The sequence below is a fragment of the Micromonospora sp. CNZ286 genome (assembly GCF_014207755.1).
The window spans coordinates 2,700,269-2,715,866 of sequence record NZ_JACHIZ010000001.1; the positions used below are offsets into that span (position 1 = coordinate 2,700,269).

Genomic DNA, 15,598 nt, shown 5'->3' on the forward strand with positions numbered 1-15,598 from the left:
GAGCGAGGTGTGCGTCGCCGGGTCCGCCCGGCGACCGGAGGACAGGAGAACCATGGACGAAACGCTGCCCGCCGCGACGGTCCGGACCCGCGTGACGGTTCCGCTCCGGTTCCCCGACGGCTACGTGACCACGGCCCGCGTGCACACCTTCCACGGTCTCGTCGACGGCCGCGAGCACCTGGCGTTCGGGCTCGGTGAGCACGTCGACGCCGACCCGCCGCTGGTCCGCCCGCACAGCGAGTGCCTCACCGGGGACGTGTTCGGCAGCCAGCGCTGCGACTGCGGCCCGCAGTTGCGCGAGGCGGTCGAGCGGATCGCCGAGGCCGGTGGCTACCTGCTCTACCTGCGGCAGGAGGGGCGCGGCATCGGCCTGTACGCCAAGCTCGACGCGTACGCCCTCCAGGACGGCGGCCTCGACACGTACGAGGCGAACCTGGCGCTCGGGCGCGGTGCGGACGAGCGCGACTACACGGTGGCCGCGCAGATGCTCGCCGCGCTGGGCGTGGACCGGGTGGCCCTGCTCAGCAACAACCCGGACAAGGCGGCGCAGCTCGAACGGCTGGGCGTGACGGTGGCCGACCGGGTGTCCACCGGCGTGCACCTGTCACCGGCGAACGCGGGCTATCTGGCGGCCAAGGTGACCCGCGCCGACCATGCCCTCGACCTGCCGTTCGTGCCGTGACGACCCGCCCGTACGTGCTGCTCAGCTGCGCGATGTCGATCGACGGCTACATCGACGACGCGACGACCGAGCGGCTGCTGCTGTCGAACGACGACGACCTGGACCGGGTCGACGCGACCCGGGCCGGGTGCGACGCGATCATGGTGGGCGCGGCCACCGTCCGCCGCGACGACCCTCGCCTGCTGGTGCGCAGCGAGCGCCGGCGCGCCGAGCGGGTGGCGCGCGGGTTGCCGCCGTCGCCGGTGAAGGTGACTGTCACCGGCAGCGGCGACCTCGATCCGCAGGCCCGGTTCTTCACCGCCGGTGACGGGCTCAAGCTGGTGTACTGCCCGAGCGGCGTGGTGGACAAGGCCCGCGAGCAGGTGGGCGCGGTGTCCACGGTGGTCGACGCCGGTGATCCGGCCACTCCGGAGGCGGTGGTGGCCGACCTGGCCGGGCGCGGGGTGGCGCGCCTGATGGTGGAGGGCGGCGGCTCGGTGCACCGCCAGTTCCTGACCGCCGGCCTGGCCGACGAGTTGCACCTGGTGGTGGCGCCGTTCTTCGTGGGGGACGGGCGGGCGCCGCGCTTCGTCGGGGACGGCCACTTTCCGTGGCACCCGGGGCGCCGGGCGCGGGTGGTCGAGGTGCGCCAGATCGGCGATGTGGTCCTCACCCGCTACGCGTTGTCCGACCGCTGCCCGGCCTGACCGCCGTGTCGATCCGGTCCGCCCTTGTGCAAGCTCATCGACGTGATTAGTTTGTTGACCATCCATACGAACTAATCCACTGCGCTTCCCTTCCCGAAGGGGGACCGATGACCGCGCACCACCCCGACCCGGGCTCCTCCCGCCGCCGCTTCCTCGGCCTGGTCGGCCTCGGCGTGGCCGCCACCGCCACCGGCCCGCTGCTCGCCGGCTGCTCGGAGAAGCCGGCCGGCTCCGGCACCGCCCAGGACCTCGACGCCGTCTCCGGCCTGCTGCCCACCCGCAAGGACCTGCCCGGCGCCGTCAAGCCCGACATCGTGGGCACCCGTCCGGTGCCCGACGGCTACACCCGCTATCCGGCGAACCTCGTCGACGCCATCACCGACAAGCCCGGCACCAGCGGCAAGCAGGTCACCGCGATGACCCCCGCCTGGGGGCCGGCGCCGCCCGGAGTCGCGCAGAGCGCCTACCTCCAGGCCGTGAACGCCGAGCTGGGCGTGCCCGTCAACTTCACCATCCAGGACGGCGCCACGTACGCCGACAAGCTCAACGCGATGCTCGGCGCGCGGGACGTACCGGACCTGCTGTGCGTGCCGGGGTGGGAGGTGGAGAAGATCCCGCGCTTCGCCGAGGCGATCAAGGTGCTCTTCGAGGACCTGACCGACCACCTCAAGGGCGACGCCGCCGGCGCGTACCCGATGCTGGCGAGCTTCCCCACCGGGGCCTGGCGGCGCGCGGTCTGGAACGAGCGGATCATGTCCGTGCCGAACCCCACGGACGGGCCGTTCCCCTGGGCGCTGTTCACCCGCAAGGACCTGCTCGACGCGCGTGGCCTGGCCGTGCCGGCGAACCTCGACGACCTGCTCGCCGTGGCCAAGCAGGTCACCGACCCGGCGCGCAAGGTGTGGGCGTTCAACGACGTCTTCGCCATGATCCAGATGTTCCACAAGGTGCCGGGCCACAAGGGCGGGTGGCGGGTCAAGCCCGACGGCACCCCCGAGTTCAAGTACGAGACCCCGGAGTTCCGCCGCGCACTGGAGGTCATGGCCAAGATCTACGCGGACGGCCTGGTCCACCCGGACATCGTGGCCAGCAAGGGCGCGGACGCCAAGCAGCTGTTCGCCAAGAACGGCGCGATCGTGTTCCACCAGGACGGCGTCGGATTCTGGCAGGGCGCCCAGGCCGAGCACCAGAAGACCAACCCCAGGCTGAACATCCAGCCGGTGCCGATCTTCTCCGCCACCGGCGGCGACCCGCTGGTCTGGGGCGACGACGAGCCGATCTCCTACACCTTCGTCAAGAAGGGCCTCGGCAAGGACCGGGTTCAGGAACTGCTGCGGATCATCAACTGGTGCTCCGCGCCGCTGGGCAGCCAGGAGGCCCAGCTGCGGGACTTCGGCGTCGCGGGCAAACACCACACCCCGTCGCCGAACGGTCCCGTCAAGACCGACCTGGCGTTCAAGGAGATCGCCAACCAGTACTTCTTCATCAGCGGCCGCAACCCCACCATCGGGCCGTTCCCGGACACCCCGCGCTTCGTGCCGGACGTGCTCGCGTACTCCAACGAGATGGTCAAGCACATGGAGCCCAACCCCTGGGCCGGGGTGAAGCTGGAGATGCCCGCGGCCTACAAGGCCAACCAGGTGCCCACCGAGGACAAGTTCACCGACGTGCTGCGCGGCCGCCGCCCGCTGAGCGACGTGGACGCCATCGTCGCGGAGTGGAAGGCGAACGGCGGCGAGGAGGCCCGCAAACTTCTCGCCGACTCGCTGCCCAAGGAGGGCCGGTGAACGAGCCGGCCGTCCTGGCCGGGCCCGAACGGGCCCGGCCGGACGCGCCGGCCCCACCGGGCCGTCCGCCCCGCCGTCGCCCGTCCCGCCGCCGGGTGCCGCTGCGCACCCGGCTGCGCCGGGACTGGCAACTGCTCGCCATGGTGGTGCCCGGCTTCCTCGTCCTGCTGATCTTCAGCTACCTGCCGATCGCCGGCAACGTGATCGCGTTCCAGGACTACAACCCCTACCTGGGCGACAACCCGTGGCAGGCGTTCCTGCACAGCGACTGGATCGGCTTCGGGCAGTTCCAGCTGCTGTTCGACGACCCGGCGTTCTGGGACGCGTTCCGCAACACGCTGGCGATCACCGCGTTCCAGCTCGTCTTCTTCTTCCCGCTGCCGATCCTGCTGGCCATCGCGCTGCACAACCTGCTGTCCAGCCGGCTGCGCGGCCTGATCCAGACGATCGTCTACCTGCCGCACTTCTTCAGCTGGGTGCTGGTGGTCACGTTCTTCGTCGCGATGCTCGGCGGTGCCGGGCTGCTCGCCCAGAGCATGCGCGAGGCCGGGCTGCAACCGTGGAACGTGATGACCAACCCGGACACGTTCATCGTCCTGGTCACCGTCGAGGCGGTGTGGAAGGACGTCGGCTGGGGCACCATCGTCTTCCTCGCCGCGCTGTCCACCATCGACCAGAACCTCTACGAGGCCGCCGCCGCGGACGGCGCCGGCCGGTGGCGGCGGCTGTGGCACATCACGCTGCCCGGCCTGCGCCCGGTGATCGTGCTGCTGCTCATCCTGCGCCTGGGCGACGCGCTCTCGGTCGGCTTCGAGCAGTTCCTGCTGCAACGCGACGCCGTCGGCCGGCAGGCCGCCGAGGTGCTCGACACCTTCGTCTACCACTTCTCCATCGCCACCGGGAACTACGGCTACGGCGCGGCGGCCGGACTGTTCAAGGCCGTCATCGGGCTGGTGCTGATCCTGGCCGCGAACCGCGTGGCGCACATGCTCGGCGAACGAGGGATCTACTCGAAGTCATGACCACGCTCATCCGCCGGGTCGCCGGCGACCGATCCCGCCGGCCGGTGTGGCAGGAACCGCCCACCCCGGTCGGCCAGGGGCTCAAGGCCGTCGCGCTCACACTGCTGGTGGCGGGCGTCCTGTTCCCGCTCTGGGTGATCCTGGTGACCAGCCTCTCCTCCCGGGAGACCATCGCGCGGGCCGGCGGCCTGGTGGTCGTGCCCCGGGGGATCGACACGTCCGCGTACGAGACGATCTTCGCCGGTGGCGCGGTCACCCGGGCGCTGTGGATCAGCACGCTCGTCACCGTGATCGGCACCGCCATCGCGCTGACGGTCACCGTGCTCGCCGCGTACGGGCTGTCCCGGCCGGGCTCGCTGGGCCACCGCTGGCTGCTGGCGTACTTCCTGATCCCGTTCCTGGTCTATCCGCCGCTGGTGCCGCGCTACCTGGTGGTCACCGGGCTGGGCCTGAAGGACACCATCTGGGCGCTGGTCCTGCCGCCGGCGATCAGCGTGTTCAACCTGGTCGTGGTGCGCGGGTTCTTCCAGGGCATCCCGTCGGAGCTGCTGGACAGCGCCCGCATCGACGGCGCGAGCGACTTCCGGACGCTCGCGCGCATCGTGCTGCCGCTGTCCCGCGCGGTGATCGCCGTGGTCGGCCTGTTCTACGCGGTCAGCTACTGGAACGTCTGGTTCGACGCGCTGCTGTTCATCGACCGCAACGACATGTACCCGATCCAGCGGGTGCTCCAGAGCTACCTGCTGGCCGGGCAGGCCCCGCACACCTCCGGCGCGAGCAGCGGGGTGACCATGCCGCCGACCGAGGCGATCAAGATGGCGGTGGTGGTGCTGACGGTCGCCCCGATCGTCGCTGTCTACCCGTTCATCCAGCGGCACTTCGTCAAGGGCGTGCTGATCGGCGCGGTGAAGGGCTGAGGCCGCGCGGCGCTTCACCGCGTCGTGGCGCTTCACCGTGCTGGGGCGTGTCAGAGCACCTGGGACAGGAAGCGTCGCAGCCGCGGGTGCTCCGGCGCCTCGAAGACCGCCTCCGGTGGCCCGGCCTCCAGCACCACGCCCGCGTCCATGAACGCCACCGTGTCGGCGACGCTGCGCGCGAACCCCATCTCGTGGGTGACCACGACCATCGTCATCCCGGCGGCGGCCAGGTCCGCCATCACCGCCAGGACGCCCTTGACCAGCTCCGGGTCCAGCGCGCTGGTCGCCTCGTCGAACAGCATCACCTGCGGGCGCAGCGCGAGCGCCCGTGCGATGGCGACGCGCTGCTGCTGGCCGCCGGAGAGCTGCGCGGGCCGCGCGTCCGCCTTGCCGGCCAGGCCGACCAGGTCGAGCTGGGCACGGGCCAGCGCCACCGCCTCGTCCTCGTTCAGCTTCTTGAGCTTGCGCAGCGCCAGCGTGATGTTGCGCAGCACGCTCAGGTGCGGGAACAGGTTGAACTGCTGGAACACCATGCCGATGCGCTGACGCAGCGCGTCCGGGTCGTCGCGCAGCACGCTGCGCCCGTCCAGCAGCACGTCACCGCGGTCCGGCTCGATCAGCCGGTTGACGGTGCGCAGCAGCGTCGACTTGCCGGAGCCGGACGGGCCGATGACGCAGGCCGCGCGGCCCCGGGCCACGTCGAGGTCCGCGCCGCGCAGCACCCGGTGTGCGCCGAAGGCCAGGTGCACGTCGCGGACGGCCAGGCTGACCGAGGTCGTGGTGGTCATCGCGGGTCCTTTCCGGACGGGGTGAGGTCGGCCGGCTCGGTGTCGGGCTCGGGCGGCGCGGCGGGGCGGCCCTGCCGCAGGCGCCGGTCCAGCCAGTTGACCGCGTGGGTCAGCGGCACGGTCAGCACCAGGTAGAACAACCCGGCCAGCAGCAGCGCGGACTGGTTGCCGGTGTTCGCCGCGTAGTCCTGCCCGATCCGGAACAGCTCCCGCTGGCTGGCCAGCAGGCCGAGGAAGTAGACCAGGCTGGAGTCCTTGATCAGCGCGATGAGCTGGTTGACCCAGGCAGGCAGCACCCGGCGTACGCCCTGCGGGATGATCACCAGACGCATCGCCTCGCCCCACGAGAAGCCGAGCGCCCGCGCGCCCTCCAACTGGGCGGCCTCCACGCTCAGGATGCCGGCCCGGAAGATCTCACCGAGGTAGGCGGCGGCGATCAGGGACAGCGCCAGCACGCCCAGCGGATAGGGGTTCGGGCCCCACACCTGCATGCCGAGCGGCGCCAGGCCCACGCCGATGAGCAGGATGGTCGCCGCGGCCGGCAGGCCGCGGAACACGTCGGTGTAGACCCGCGCCGGCCACCGCAACCATCGGGTACGCGAGATGCCGGCGACGGCCAGCAGCATGCCCAGCACCGAGCCGAGCAGGGCGGCGGAGACCGCCAGGGTGAGCGTGTTCGGCAGCCCGACGGTGAGCATCTCGGGCAGCGCCTCGCGCATCGAGTCCCAGTCGAAGAACGTCTCCCACAGCGTGCTCAGTGGATCCATGTCCGCTCCGTCCGCCCCGCTCGTGCTCGCTTACCGGTTCAGGAGGCGGCCGACGGCGACGGCACCGCCACCGACCCGCTGCCCGGCTTGAAGTCGGCCGGGACCGGCCGCCCCGGGTAGTACTCGGCCTGCAGGCGGCTCCACGTGCCGTCGGCGATGACCTCGTCGAGGCCCTTGTTCAGCGCCTCGCGCAGCTTGTCGTCGCCCTTCGCCACCGCGTACGCGGTCGGGGTGGGGCTGAGCTGCTTCGCCGCGACCTTGATCTTGCCGTTGCTGTCGGCGGCGGACTTGTCGCCGATCTCGGCCGGGGCGATCCAGGCGTCGGCGGTACCGGCCTTGAGCTGGTTGATCGCGCTGTTGTAGTCGGGCACCCGCACCGGATCGAGGTTCTGCTTGGTGGCGTAGTCGTCCTGCACGGTGCCCTGGACCACCACCACGCGCTTGCCGGCGAGCTGGTCGAAGCCGGTGATCGAGGAGCCGGCCGGCACGTCCAGGCCGAAGTAGCCGAAGTCGTAGCCGTTGCCGAAGTCCACTGTCTTCTTCCGCGCCTCGGTGATCGTGATCGAGGAGCTGCCCACGTCGAACTTGCCGCTGTTGACCTGGGCGAGCAGGCCGGAGAAGTCGGTGCCGACGAACTCCACCTTCAGGTCGATCTTGGCGGCCACGGCACGCAGCAGCTCGTTGTCGAAGCCGGTGAACTTGCCGTCCTTCAGAAAGACGTTCGGCGGGGCGTCGGTGAGCGTGCCGGCGCGGATCACGCCGGGCTGGAGCAGGCCGTACGGGTTGTCGGCCGCGGTGGTGTCGTCGTTGCCGCAGGCGGTGAGCGCGGTGACGGCGAGCAGGGCGGCCGCGCCGACGGCGGCGGCACGGGTCAGGACGGTACGGAAACGCACGATGTCTCTCCAGAGTGGATGGACGCGCGGGGTGCGCGTCGGCGCCGGCCCGCCGGACGGACGGCCGGGCCGGAGAAGGGTGGATCGGGGAAAGGAGGGTGGCGTTCGCTCAGCGCACGAGGCGACAGGCGTCGCTGCACACCCGCATCAGGTCGACGTGACGGCGCTTGACCAGCGCGAAGCGGGCCGGGTACGCGGCGACGTCGCCGGATGGGGTGGAGGGTGGTGCGGACATCGGTCTCCCTGGTCTGGTGCTGACCTGGGTGCCAGGCCACGCTTGCACCGGCGGCTGCCGGTGCCTGGTCTTCACCCGGGGCACCCCACCGCGGAGGAGGGTTGCCGGCCAGCGAGCCGGGGCTTCGCGCTGGCGCTCATGACCTGCCCAGAAGGCTAGCAGCACCGCCGCGGCGGTCGTCCAGCGGTTATGACCACCCTCACGCGCCGGGGCCTTCAGCCGGTTCCGTTCCGGCCGGACCGCGGAGCCGGTCCTCGATGTCCGGGATGACGAAGCAGATCTCCAACGTCTTCAACTCGGCCCAGAACCGCAGCACGACGCTCCGCCAGGCGGCGCCACCCGCGACGGCGAGCAGAGCCGGCCCGGCGAGGACCGCCGCGGTCCCGCCGAACCCGCGACCGGCTTCGACAACGGCCAGGACCGCGCCGAGAAGCAGCGGCACCGTGGCGTTCCGCATCATCAGCCCGATCGCCCGCATCCGTGTCGCCTCGGCGGCCACCTCCCGGTTGTGCAACTCGGCCGCTGCGAGCAGCACCCCCCAGGGCGCGGTGAGCATCCGCGAGCCGGCCGCGCCGAGGGCCTGCTCCGCGAACACCCGGCGGGCGTCGAATCGGCCCCAGTTCCAGAACGGCAGTGCCCGGTCGACGACACGACCGAGGCCGTACGTGGCGTTGCCCAGCACGTAGGCGAGCAGCAGGGCCAGGAGCAGGAGCAGCGGCGTGGGCTGCCGGCTCAGGTCGTCCAGCCGCACCCAGTCCTGCCGGACCGCGAGGTAGGCGGACAGCGTGAGGTAGAGCGACCCGGGGGTGAGGTAGGTGAAGAGGTCGAAGATGCCGATGCTGAAGGTCATCAGTCCTCGCAGGGCCCGGAGGTGGCGACGCCGGAAGGGGGCCGGTCCCGGTCCACGCTAGGTGACCGGCACAACGCCGCCCGTCACGACCACCTCACGGCCGGGGCCTCACCGCCGGGCCGGGACGACCGGCGCGTCCCGGCCGGTGCCGTGCCGCGACGGGCTGCGCTGCTCGTGGTAGTCCTGCTCGACGTTGACGGTCCAGACGTCGTGCTCCGCGCCGTGCGCGATGTTCTCCGCGGTCAGCATCGCCGTCAGCATGGAGTGGTCGGCGTTGTTGTACCGGTGCATGCCGTTGCGGCCGACCGGGTGCACGTTCGGCACGTTCGCTGCGAGCCAGTCCCGGATCACGTCGACGTTGCGCTGGTACCGCTCGTCGTAGACCGGGTACGCCTTCGGCATCCGGACCACGTAGCCCGCCTCCACGCACCCGGGCTTGACCAGGCCCAGCCGTTCCAGCTCGGCGGTGGCGAACGCGATCAGCTCGGCGTCCGGCGTCCGCCACATCTCGTCGCCCTCGAACACGAAGTACTCCAGCCCCAGGCAGGTCCGCCCGTCCTTCACCAGGTACGGCGACCAGGAGCCGAAGTTCTGGATCCGGCCCACCCGGGCCGCCGGGTCGTGCACGTAGATCCAGTTGTCCGGGAACGAGAACTCCTCCGGCACCACCAGCGCCACGGTCAGGAAGTCCCGGTACCGCAGGTCGTCGGCGGCGGCCCGCACCTCGGGCGGCGCCTCCGGGCGCATCGCCCGCACCAGCGCGGAGATCGGCATCGAGGAGATCACGTGCGCAGCCGGCTCGGTGCGCGCCCCGCCCGCGTCGGCCACCGTCACGGCGGTGGCCCGCCGCGCGGCCGGATCCCGCTGCACCTCGGTCACCCAGACGCCGGTACGAACGGTGCCGCCGCGCTTGGCGACCTCCTCGGCGCAGCGCTCCCACATCATCCCGGGGCCGTGCTTCGGGTACTGGAACTCCTCGATCAGGCTGGTCACGTCGGTGCGGTTGCGCCGGGGCAGCAGCGCGTTGCGCATCGCCGTGGCCAGCGACAGGTTCTTGATCCGCTGGGCGGCCCAGTCGGCCTGCAACCGGTCCGCCGGCATCCCCCAGACCTTCTCCGTGTACGTCTTGAAGAAGATCGAGTAGAGCCGCCAGCCGAACCGCGCCGACACCCACCCCTCGAAGTGCGACTGGTCCTTCGGCGGGCGCAGCCGGGCCCGGCCGTACGAGCCCAGACAGCGCGCCGCCTCCAGCAGGCCGAGGTTGCGCAGCGCGTTGCCGGCGCTGAGCGGGTAGTCGAACAGCGCGCCCCGGTAGTAGATCCGGCTCATCCGTGGCCTGAGCAGGAAGTCCTCGTCGGGGAGGATCTCGTGCCAGAAGTCCTCGACCCGGGACACCTTGGTGAAGAAGCGGTGCCCGCCGATGTCGAAGCGCCAGCCGTCGCGCTCCACCGTCCGGCTGATCCCGCCCACCACGTCGTCGGCCTCGTAGACCCGGACCGGCTCGCCGTGCCGCAGCAGCTCGTACGCGGCGGTCAGCCCGGCCGGCCCCGCCCCGATGATCACGGTCCCGTCGCCGTCGCCCATGCCGTACGCGCCCCCCGCCTGCCGATGTGGCAGCGCGCATACCCACCCTGGCGGCGTCCTCACCTGCCGATCAGCGCCGATCCGCGACGGCTGCGCCGGGTGTGGACCGGTCCGGACGGGGAACGCGCACCGGGTTTTGCGGCCGGGCGAGTCGGCCCGAGGGCCGGACGGTGGGAGCGCGATGGCGGACGAACGGCGGGTCGACCCCGGCGGCGGGGCGCGCGCCGGGCGTACCCGGTGGTGGTCGCGGGGAGTCTCGGTCGCCCGCCGGCTGCCCGAGCCGTGGGGATTCGTGCTCGCCGTCTTCGCCGGCTCGAAGCTCGTGCTCAGCCTGATCGGCGTGCTGGTGCTCACCGCCTGGGACGGAGTGCCGGGCGCGCCGCCGGCCGACGAGACCGCGATGCGGGCCCAGCAGGACGCGATCTCGTCCCACCGTTGGTTCTCGCTCTGGTTCGCCTGGGACTCGTTCCTCTACGAGCACCTGGCCCGGCTGCCGCTGGACCGGCCCTGGCCCGACTTCGGCTTCCCGCTGCTGTACCCGTTCCTGGCCCGGCCGCTCGCGCCGCTGCTCGGCGGGCACACCGCATGGGCGCTGCTGCTCGTGAGCAACGTGGCGCTGGTGTTCCAGCTCTACTACGCGTACCGGCTGGGGGGCCGGCTGCTCGGCGGCGCGGGAGCGGCCGACGGCCGGCGAGCGGTCCGGTACCTGCTGCTTCTGCCGACGGCGTTCCTGTTCCAGGCGGCGCTGACCGAGTCGCTGTTCGTCTGCCTCGCGCTGGCCGCCTTCTGGTACGCCGAGCGGAGCCGCTGGCTGCTCGTCGGCGTCGTCGGCTACTTCCTGGCGATGAGCCGCTCGGTCGGCTTCCTCGTGGTGGTGCCGCTGGCGCTGGTGCTGCTGCGTGAACACGGCTGGCGGGCCGGACCCCGGGCGTGGCCGCGGCTGCTGCGGCAGGGCTGGCCGCTGCTGCTGGTCCCGGCGGGCTGGCTGACGTTCATGGCCTTCTGCCGCTGGCAGAGCGGCGACTGGTTCGCCTACCAGCATGCCCAGGAGACCGGCTGGGGGATCCGGCTGCAGAACCCGATCGCGACGGCCGCGTCCGCGCTGACCGGCGACAACTCGGCCGACGCGCTGCGGGTCTGGATCGCGGTGGCGACGCTGGCGGTGGCGGTCGTCGGGCTGCGCCGCCGCGCCGACTGGCCGTATTTGGTCTACACGCTCGTCATGGTGCTGGTGCCGCTGTCGATGGGGCCGCCGGTGTACAAGAGCCTGCTGCGCTACCTGCTCGCCGCCTTCCCGGTCGCGTTCGTGCTGGCCCGCTGGTCGCGGCGGCCCGGCCTCGACGGCTGGCTCACCGCCGCGCTGGCGCTGCTCCAGGGCGCGTTGTTCGCGGTCTGGCTCACGTACTGGACCCACCTGATCATCTGACCGCTGTGGCTGTGGCCGTGGGCGCTGCCCGGCGGTTGACACCCGACGACGCCAGCCCGCGCGACGACGTGCCGGCTCAGGCGGCCAGGGCGGTGGTGAGCCGGCGGGCCTCGGCGACGAGCCGGCTGCCGCCGCCCCGGGCCACCACGTCGGCCAGCCCCGGTACCTCGATCCGCACGCCCGTCGCGGTCGCCGTGTCCGCCGCCAGCGCCAGCAGGTCCGGCGTGCCCCGGGGCGGCGTCGGCGCGGCCAGCAGCGGCGGCAACGCCGAGGCGAGCAGCCGCCACACGCTCAGCGGGGCGCCCGCCGCCACCGCGTCGCGCAGCGGCGTGACCGCCCGGGTCAGCGTCACCTGCCCGCCGGCCGCCAGCGCGCCGAGGTGCCCGCCGGTCGCCGGCGCGTCCAGGTCACCGGCGGCGGCCAGGATCAGCACCGCGTCGAGCGCGGCCACCCGGTCCGCCTCGTGGCGGGCGCACAACCCGTAGGCCAGCGCGAGATCGAGGGCCGGTCCGCCCGCGCCCGTGCACTCGGCCAGCACCGGCAGGGCCGCGGCGTGCCCGAGGGTGTCCTCCTGCGCCGCGCCGGCCACCTCGGGCAGCAGGTGGGCGGCGACCACGCCCCGGTGGCCGGGCAGGACGGCCGGCCAGACATCACCCCAGCCGTCAGTCCACCGGCCGATCGGCGTGGGGGTCAGGGTGAGCAGGCCGAGCCGGTCCTCGACGCCGTCCGGCGGGGTGAGCGCGACGAGCGTCCGGCCCTCGGGCAGCTGGTCGTATCCCCAGTCGTACCCGGCCGACCGCGCCCGCCGGCCCACCGTCACCACCTGCTGCGCGGGGGCCGGCACGGCGTCGCCGCGCAGCCAGTGGGCCAGCTCGTCACCGGCCGGCGTGCGCAGCGCCGCGGCGCGTTCGGCAAGCGGCCCGTCGACGCCGGCCCGCAGGCGCAGCAGAGCCTGCGCGAGATCCCAGCGCCACACCGGACGGTCACCCAGCGCCGCCAGCCGTTCGTAGAGCGCCACCGGCTCGATCGCCCCGGTGACCGAGGTCGGCGCGGACAGCAGGCCCGGATCGTCGCGTCCGTCCAGCCGCTGCCCGATCTCGGCCAGCCGGGTGCAGGCGAGCTGGACGGGCGCGGGCCGGCGTGTGGCCGGAACCGGCGGACCACCCCGGAACGGGAGCGGCGCGCGCGGGCGGGACTCGGCCAGCAGCGTGCTCCACTGGTCGCGGCGGGTCGCCGCCTCGGCCTCGCCGCAGACGGCCAGCAGGAGCCCGTGCATCTGGACCGAGCGGTTGAACACCGACCAGGGATGGTCGTACGCGCCGACCCGCTCGCGGCGCACCACAGGCAGGAGCGCCGCCGCGAGCCGTTCGCGGTCGGCGGTGCCGAGCCGGACCAGGCCGTCCATGACGCGTTCCGTCGTCAGCGCGGGCCAGCGCCGGCCGAGCGACGCCGCGATCTCCTCGACCAGTTCGTCCACCCCGGCGATCGGCGGCGGGGCGGCCGCTGCCGGCAGCGGCGGCGGCAGGTCGTCGCGAGCCTCGACCACCGTGGCTACGGCAACCGGCCGGTGGCCGTGCCGCCGCGCCAGCGTCAGCGCGCGTTCGCGCAGGCCGGCGTCCGGGTGGTCGGCCGCCACGGCGAGCACCGCGCCGATCTCCGGGGCCTGGTCGGGGTGCTGCCGGGCCAGCCGGTCGAGCCACGACACCTGCGCCCGGACCAGCGCCTTCTCCGGCCGGGCCAGCACCGTCCGGGCGGCCTCCCACAGCGCCTCCGGCTCGGCGGCGTCACCGGCGTCCCGCAGCGTCCGCTGGGCGGTGCGGGCCACCGGCCCCGGCCCGTCGGCGAGCAGCCGCAGGTACGCGCTCGACCGGACCGCCACCTCGTCCGGGGTCGGCGCCAGCAGGTCGTGCAGGATCAGGAACGGGCGCAGCGCGCCCGGCCGGTCGCCACGCAACAGCCGGCCCAGGACGCCGTTGAGCAGGACCGCCCGGTCGAGCCGGCCCTCCGCGGCCAGCGCCACCAGTGCCCGGGGCACCGCCTCCGTGCCCGTACCGTCGCCGCGGGCCAGCTCGGTGCCCACCCCGTCCACCTCGAACAGGCGCGGCAACAGCGCGTCGAGGAACGGGTCCGCGCGCAGCCGGTCCACGGTCGGCGGTCGCGTCCCGCGCGGGTCCGGCCAGCCCTGCGCTGCGGCCCAGCCTCGCACGAAGTCGTCCCCGGTCGGCGGCGGAGCCTTCTCGGCCGTCAGGAGGCCGGCGACGAACCGCCAGCCCGCGACCATCCGGTCCCGGGGGAGCCGGTCGGCCAGCTTGTACGCCACGTCGGCCAGCCAGGTCACCCCGCGTTCCCGGGCGACGTCGACCACCGGCGCCGCGTCGACGCCGTTCAGCCAGACCGAGCGGCGGCCGAGCAGCGCGGCCACCTTGGTCGGGGTGCTCAGCGTGCCCACCGCGGCCACCGCCAGCGTCGCCGCCTCGCCCCGCCACCACCAGTCGTCCCGCCTGCGACGGACGACGGCGACCAGTTCGTCGCCCAGCGCCCGCCGGGCCGGCTCGTCCAACCCGGCCAGCGCCGACCGGACCTCGGACATCCGGCCGCGCACCGCCGCCTCGGCGAAGCCGGTCACGACAGTGCCCCCACCGGCGCCGCGACCATCGACACGGCCAGCGCGTGCCGGCACGGCCCCCGCTGCCCGCGGTGCCGCGCCCACCAGCGGCAGGAACAGGAGTACGCGCCGTCCGGGTGCCGTCGTACCCGGTAGGTCTCGGCGTCGGTGCGTACCGTCGCGTTCTCGCCGTCGCGCTCGACCGCGCCGCGCTCGACGAGCGCACGCGCGCCGACCAGCCGGGGGTTGTCCCGCTCCGCGCGGCCCGCGTCGTAGGGCATCACCCGGTGGAAGTACGCCCCGTCCGCCACGTCGTACCCGACCCGTCCGGCGGTGCCCAGCTGGGCGAGCGCGGCACGCACCCGCTCGTCGGGCAGCGCGGCGGCGTCGGCCAGCGCGGCCACGTCGATCGTCGGATCCCAGTTGAGCAGCGCGCCGACCAGCTCCGCGTCGTCGACCACGTCGTCGCCCGCCAGCGCCGCCAGGGCCGCGCCCTCACCGGAGAAGCCGCGGTACGGCTCGGGGGACAGCGTCAGCGACAGCCGCAACGCCCCGGTGTCCAGCTCCCACGTGCTCGGCACGGCGGGGGAGCCGGCCCGCACCGCCGGACCGTACACCCGCAGGGTGCGCGCGTGCCGCAGCACGCCGCGCAGCGCGGCGAGCCGGCCCGCGCCGGCCAGGCAGACCGCGCCCGGCGCCGGGCGGGAGGTCAGCCGCAGCGTCCGCCCGGCGGGTACCGCCCACAGCACGCTCCGGTCGCCGGCGGCCGGCAGCCTCCGCAGGAACGCCGCCGCCTCCGCCGCTGCGATCTCGGCGCGCGGCTCGAAGCCGGCGGTGAGCACGTGCACCTCGGCGAAGCCGCGCAGCCAGCGGCCGGGCAGCGGCACCTTCCGCTCGACCACCGCGCCGTCCATGGTGGAGACGGTCAGGTCGTCCGGGCCGACCGCCACGTGCAGCGGCTCGATGCCGCCCACCCGGGCCAGCGCCTCGCGCAGCGGCGGGTTCACGTCCACGTTCGTGGTGCCGTGGCCGCTGATCTCCCCGTCCAGCCCGGCCGGCAGCACGTCCATCCGCGCGTACACCCCGCAGCAGCCGGAGAACGACTCGAACCGCAGGCGGCCGCGGCTGCCGGTCACCACCGGGTCCAGGCTGGCCGGGTTGACCGGCTGGTGGTAGCGGGTGCGGGCCACCTCGGCGACGGCGAGCAGCCCGGCCGCCGCCGCGGCGGGAGCGGTGAGGAAACCGGCGAAGAAGCGCGGGTTGGCCGCCGGGCCGCCGCAGGTCTGCAGGTCGAGACCGGCGGCGCGCAGCGCGGACGGCTGAAGATATCGGTACGTCTGGACGGCGTTCACGGCG

General features: G+C 73.5%; 14 protein-coding genes and 1 riboswitch. Of the genes, 6 read left to right on the forward strand and 8 right to left on the reverse strand.

Annotated elements, in window-relative coordinates:
- Positions 1 to 52: 52 nt before the first annotated feature.
- The 5 genes from FHX31_RS12085 (at position 53) to FHX31_RS12105 (ending at position 5,094) form a co-directional block, all read left to right on the forward strand.
- Positions 53 to 682 carry a GTP cyclohydrolase II gene (locus FHX31_RS12085; protein ID WP_091327262.1) on the forward strand — a complete coding sequence of 210 codons (630 nt, stop codon included), beginning with the start codon at positions 53 to 55 and terminating at the stop codon, positions 680 to 682.
- Positions 679 to 1,368: a RibD family protein gene (locus FHX31_RS12090; protein ID WP_013286759.1), complete on the forward strand. Its 690-nt coding sequence runs from the start codon at positions 679 to 681 to the stop codon at positions 1,366 to 1,368. The genes FHX31_RS12085 and FHX31_RS12090 overlap by 4 nt, the downstream gene beginning before the upstream one ends.
- 107 nt (positions 1,369 to 1,475) lie before the next feature.
- A complete protein-coding gene (locus FHX31_RS12095) occupies positions 1,476 to 3,155 on the forward strand; it encodes an extracellular solute-binding protein (protein ID WP_013286758.1) in 1,680 nt (559 codons plus the stop codon).
- On the forward strand, positions 3,152 to 4,177 hold the full coding sequence (locus FHX31_RS12100) for an ABC transporter permease (protein WP_091327266.1): 1,026 nt from the start codon (positions 3,152 to 3,154) through the stop codon (positions 4,175 to 4,177). The genes FHX31_RS12095 and FHX31_RS12100 overlap by 4 nt, the downstream gene beginning before the upstream one ends.
- Positions 4,174 to 5,094, forward strand: a complete 921-nt coding sequence (locus FHX31_RS12105; protein ID WP_091327268.1) for a carbohydrate ABC transporter permease — start codon at positions 4,174 to 4,176, stop codon at positions 5,092 to 5,094. The genes FHX31_RS12100 and FHX31_RS12105 overlap by 4 nt, the downstream gene beginning before the upstream one ends.
- Positions 5,095 to 5,144: 50 nt before the next feature.
- On the opposite strand, the gene FHX31_RS12110 is transcribed toward FHX31_RS12105, so the two are convergent.
- From FHX31_RS12110 to FHX31_RS12130, 6 genes are all read right to left on the reverse strand, one after another.
- Complete coding sequence (locus FHX31_RS12110) at positions 5,145 to 5,882, reverse strand: amino acid ABC transporter ATP-binding protein (protein ID WP_123109370.1); 738 nt, start codon at positions 5,880 to 5,882, stop codon at positions 5,145 to 5,147.
- Positions 5,879 to 6,649, reverse strand: coding sequence for an amino acid ABC transporter permease (locus tag FHX31_RS12115; RefSeq protein WP_013286754.1), 771 nt, complete (start codon positions 6,647 to 6,649; stop codon positions 5,879 to 5,881). The genes FHX31_RS12110 and FHX31_RS12115 overlap by 4 nt, the downstream gene beginning before the upstream one ends.
- Positions 6,650 to 6,687: 38 nt before the next feature.
- On the reverse strand, positions 6,688 to 7,542 hold the full coding sequence (locus FHX31_RS12120) for an ABC transporter substrate-binding protein (protein ID WP_013476489.1): 855 nt from the start codon (positions 7,540 to 7,542) through the stop codon (positions 6,688 to 6,690).
- A 109-nt stretch (positions 7,543 to 7,651) separates the two neighbouring features.
- Positions 7,652 to 7,777: a hypothetical protein gene (locus FHX31_RS32670; protein WP_262420631.1), complete on the reverse strand. Its 126-nt coding sequence runs from the start codon at positions 7,775 to 7,777 to the stop codon at positions 7,652 to 7,654.
- Positions 7,778 to 7,810: 33 nt separating this feature from the next.
- Positions 7,811 to 7,921: riboswitch (SAM riboswitch) on the reverse strand.
- 55 nt (positions 7,922 to 7,976) lie between these two features.
- The gene (locus tag FHX31_RS12125) at positions 7,977 to 8,627 is read right to left on the reverse strand and encodes a hypothetical protein (RefSeq protein ID WP_013286751.1); all 651 of its coding nucleotides are present in this window, start codon (positions 8,625 to 8,627) and stop codon (positions 7,977 to 7,979) included.
- A 108-nt stretch (positions 8,628 to 8,735) separates the two neighbouring features.
- Positions 8,736 to 10,211, reverse strand: a complete 1,476-nt coding sequence (locus FHX31_RS12130; RefSeq protein WP_047890416.1) for an NAD(P)/FAD-dependent oxidoreductase — start codon at positions 10,209 to 10,211, stop codon at positions 8,736 to 8,738.
- Positions 10,212 to 10,392: 181 nt separating this feature from the next.
- On the opposite strand from FHX31_RS12130, the gene FHX31_RS12135 reads away from it, so the two are divergent.
- On the forward strand, positions 10,393 to 11,637 hold the full coding sequence (locus FHX31_RS12135; RefSeq protein ID WP_013476491.1) for a hypothetical protein: 1,245 nt from the start codon (positions 10,393 to 10,395) through the stop codon (positions 11,635 to 11,637).
- A gap of 76 nt (positions 11,638 to 11,713) precedes the next feature.
- Here FHX31_RS12135 and FHX31_RS12140 read toward each other — a convergent pair whose 3' ends face one another.
- Positions 11,714 to 14,263 (reverse strand): hypothetical protein, encoded by a 2,550-nt coding sequence (locus FHX31_RS12140; RefSeq protein ID WP_013476492.1) that lies wholly within the window; start codon positions 14,261 to 14,263, stop codon positions 11,714 to 11,716.
- Positions 14,260 to 15,594 (reverse strand): SWIM zinc finger family protein, encoded by a 1,335-nt coding sequence (locus FHX31_RS12145; protein ID WP_184976187.1) that lies wholly within the window; start codon positions 15,592 to 15,594, stop codon positions 14,260 to 14,262. The genes FHX31_RS12140 and FHX31_RS12145 overlap by 4 nt, the downstream gene beginning before the upstream one ends.
- Positions 15,595 to 15,598 lie beyond the last annotated feature (4 nt).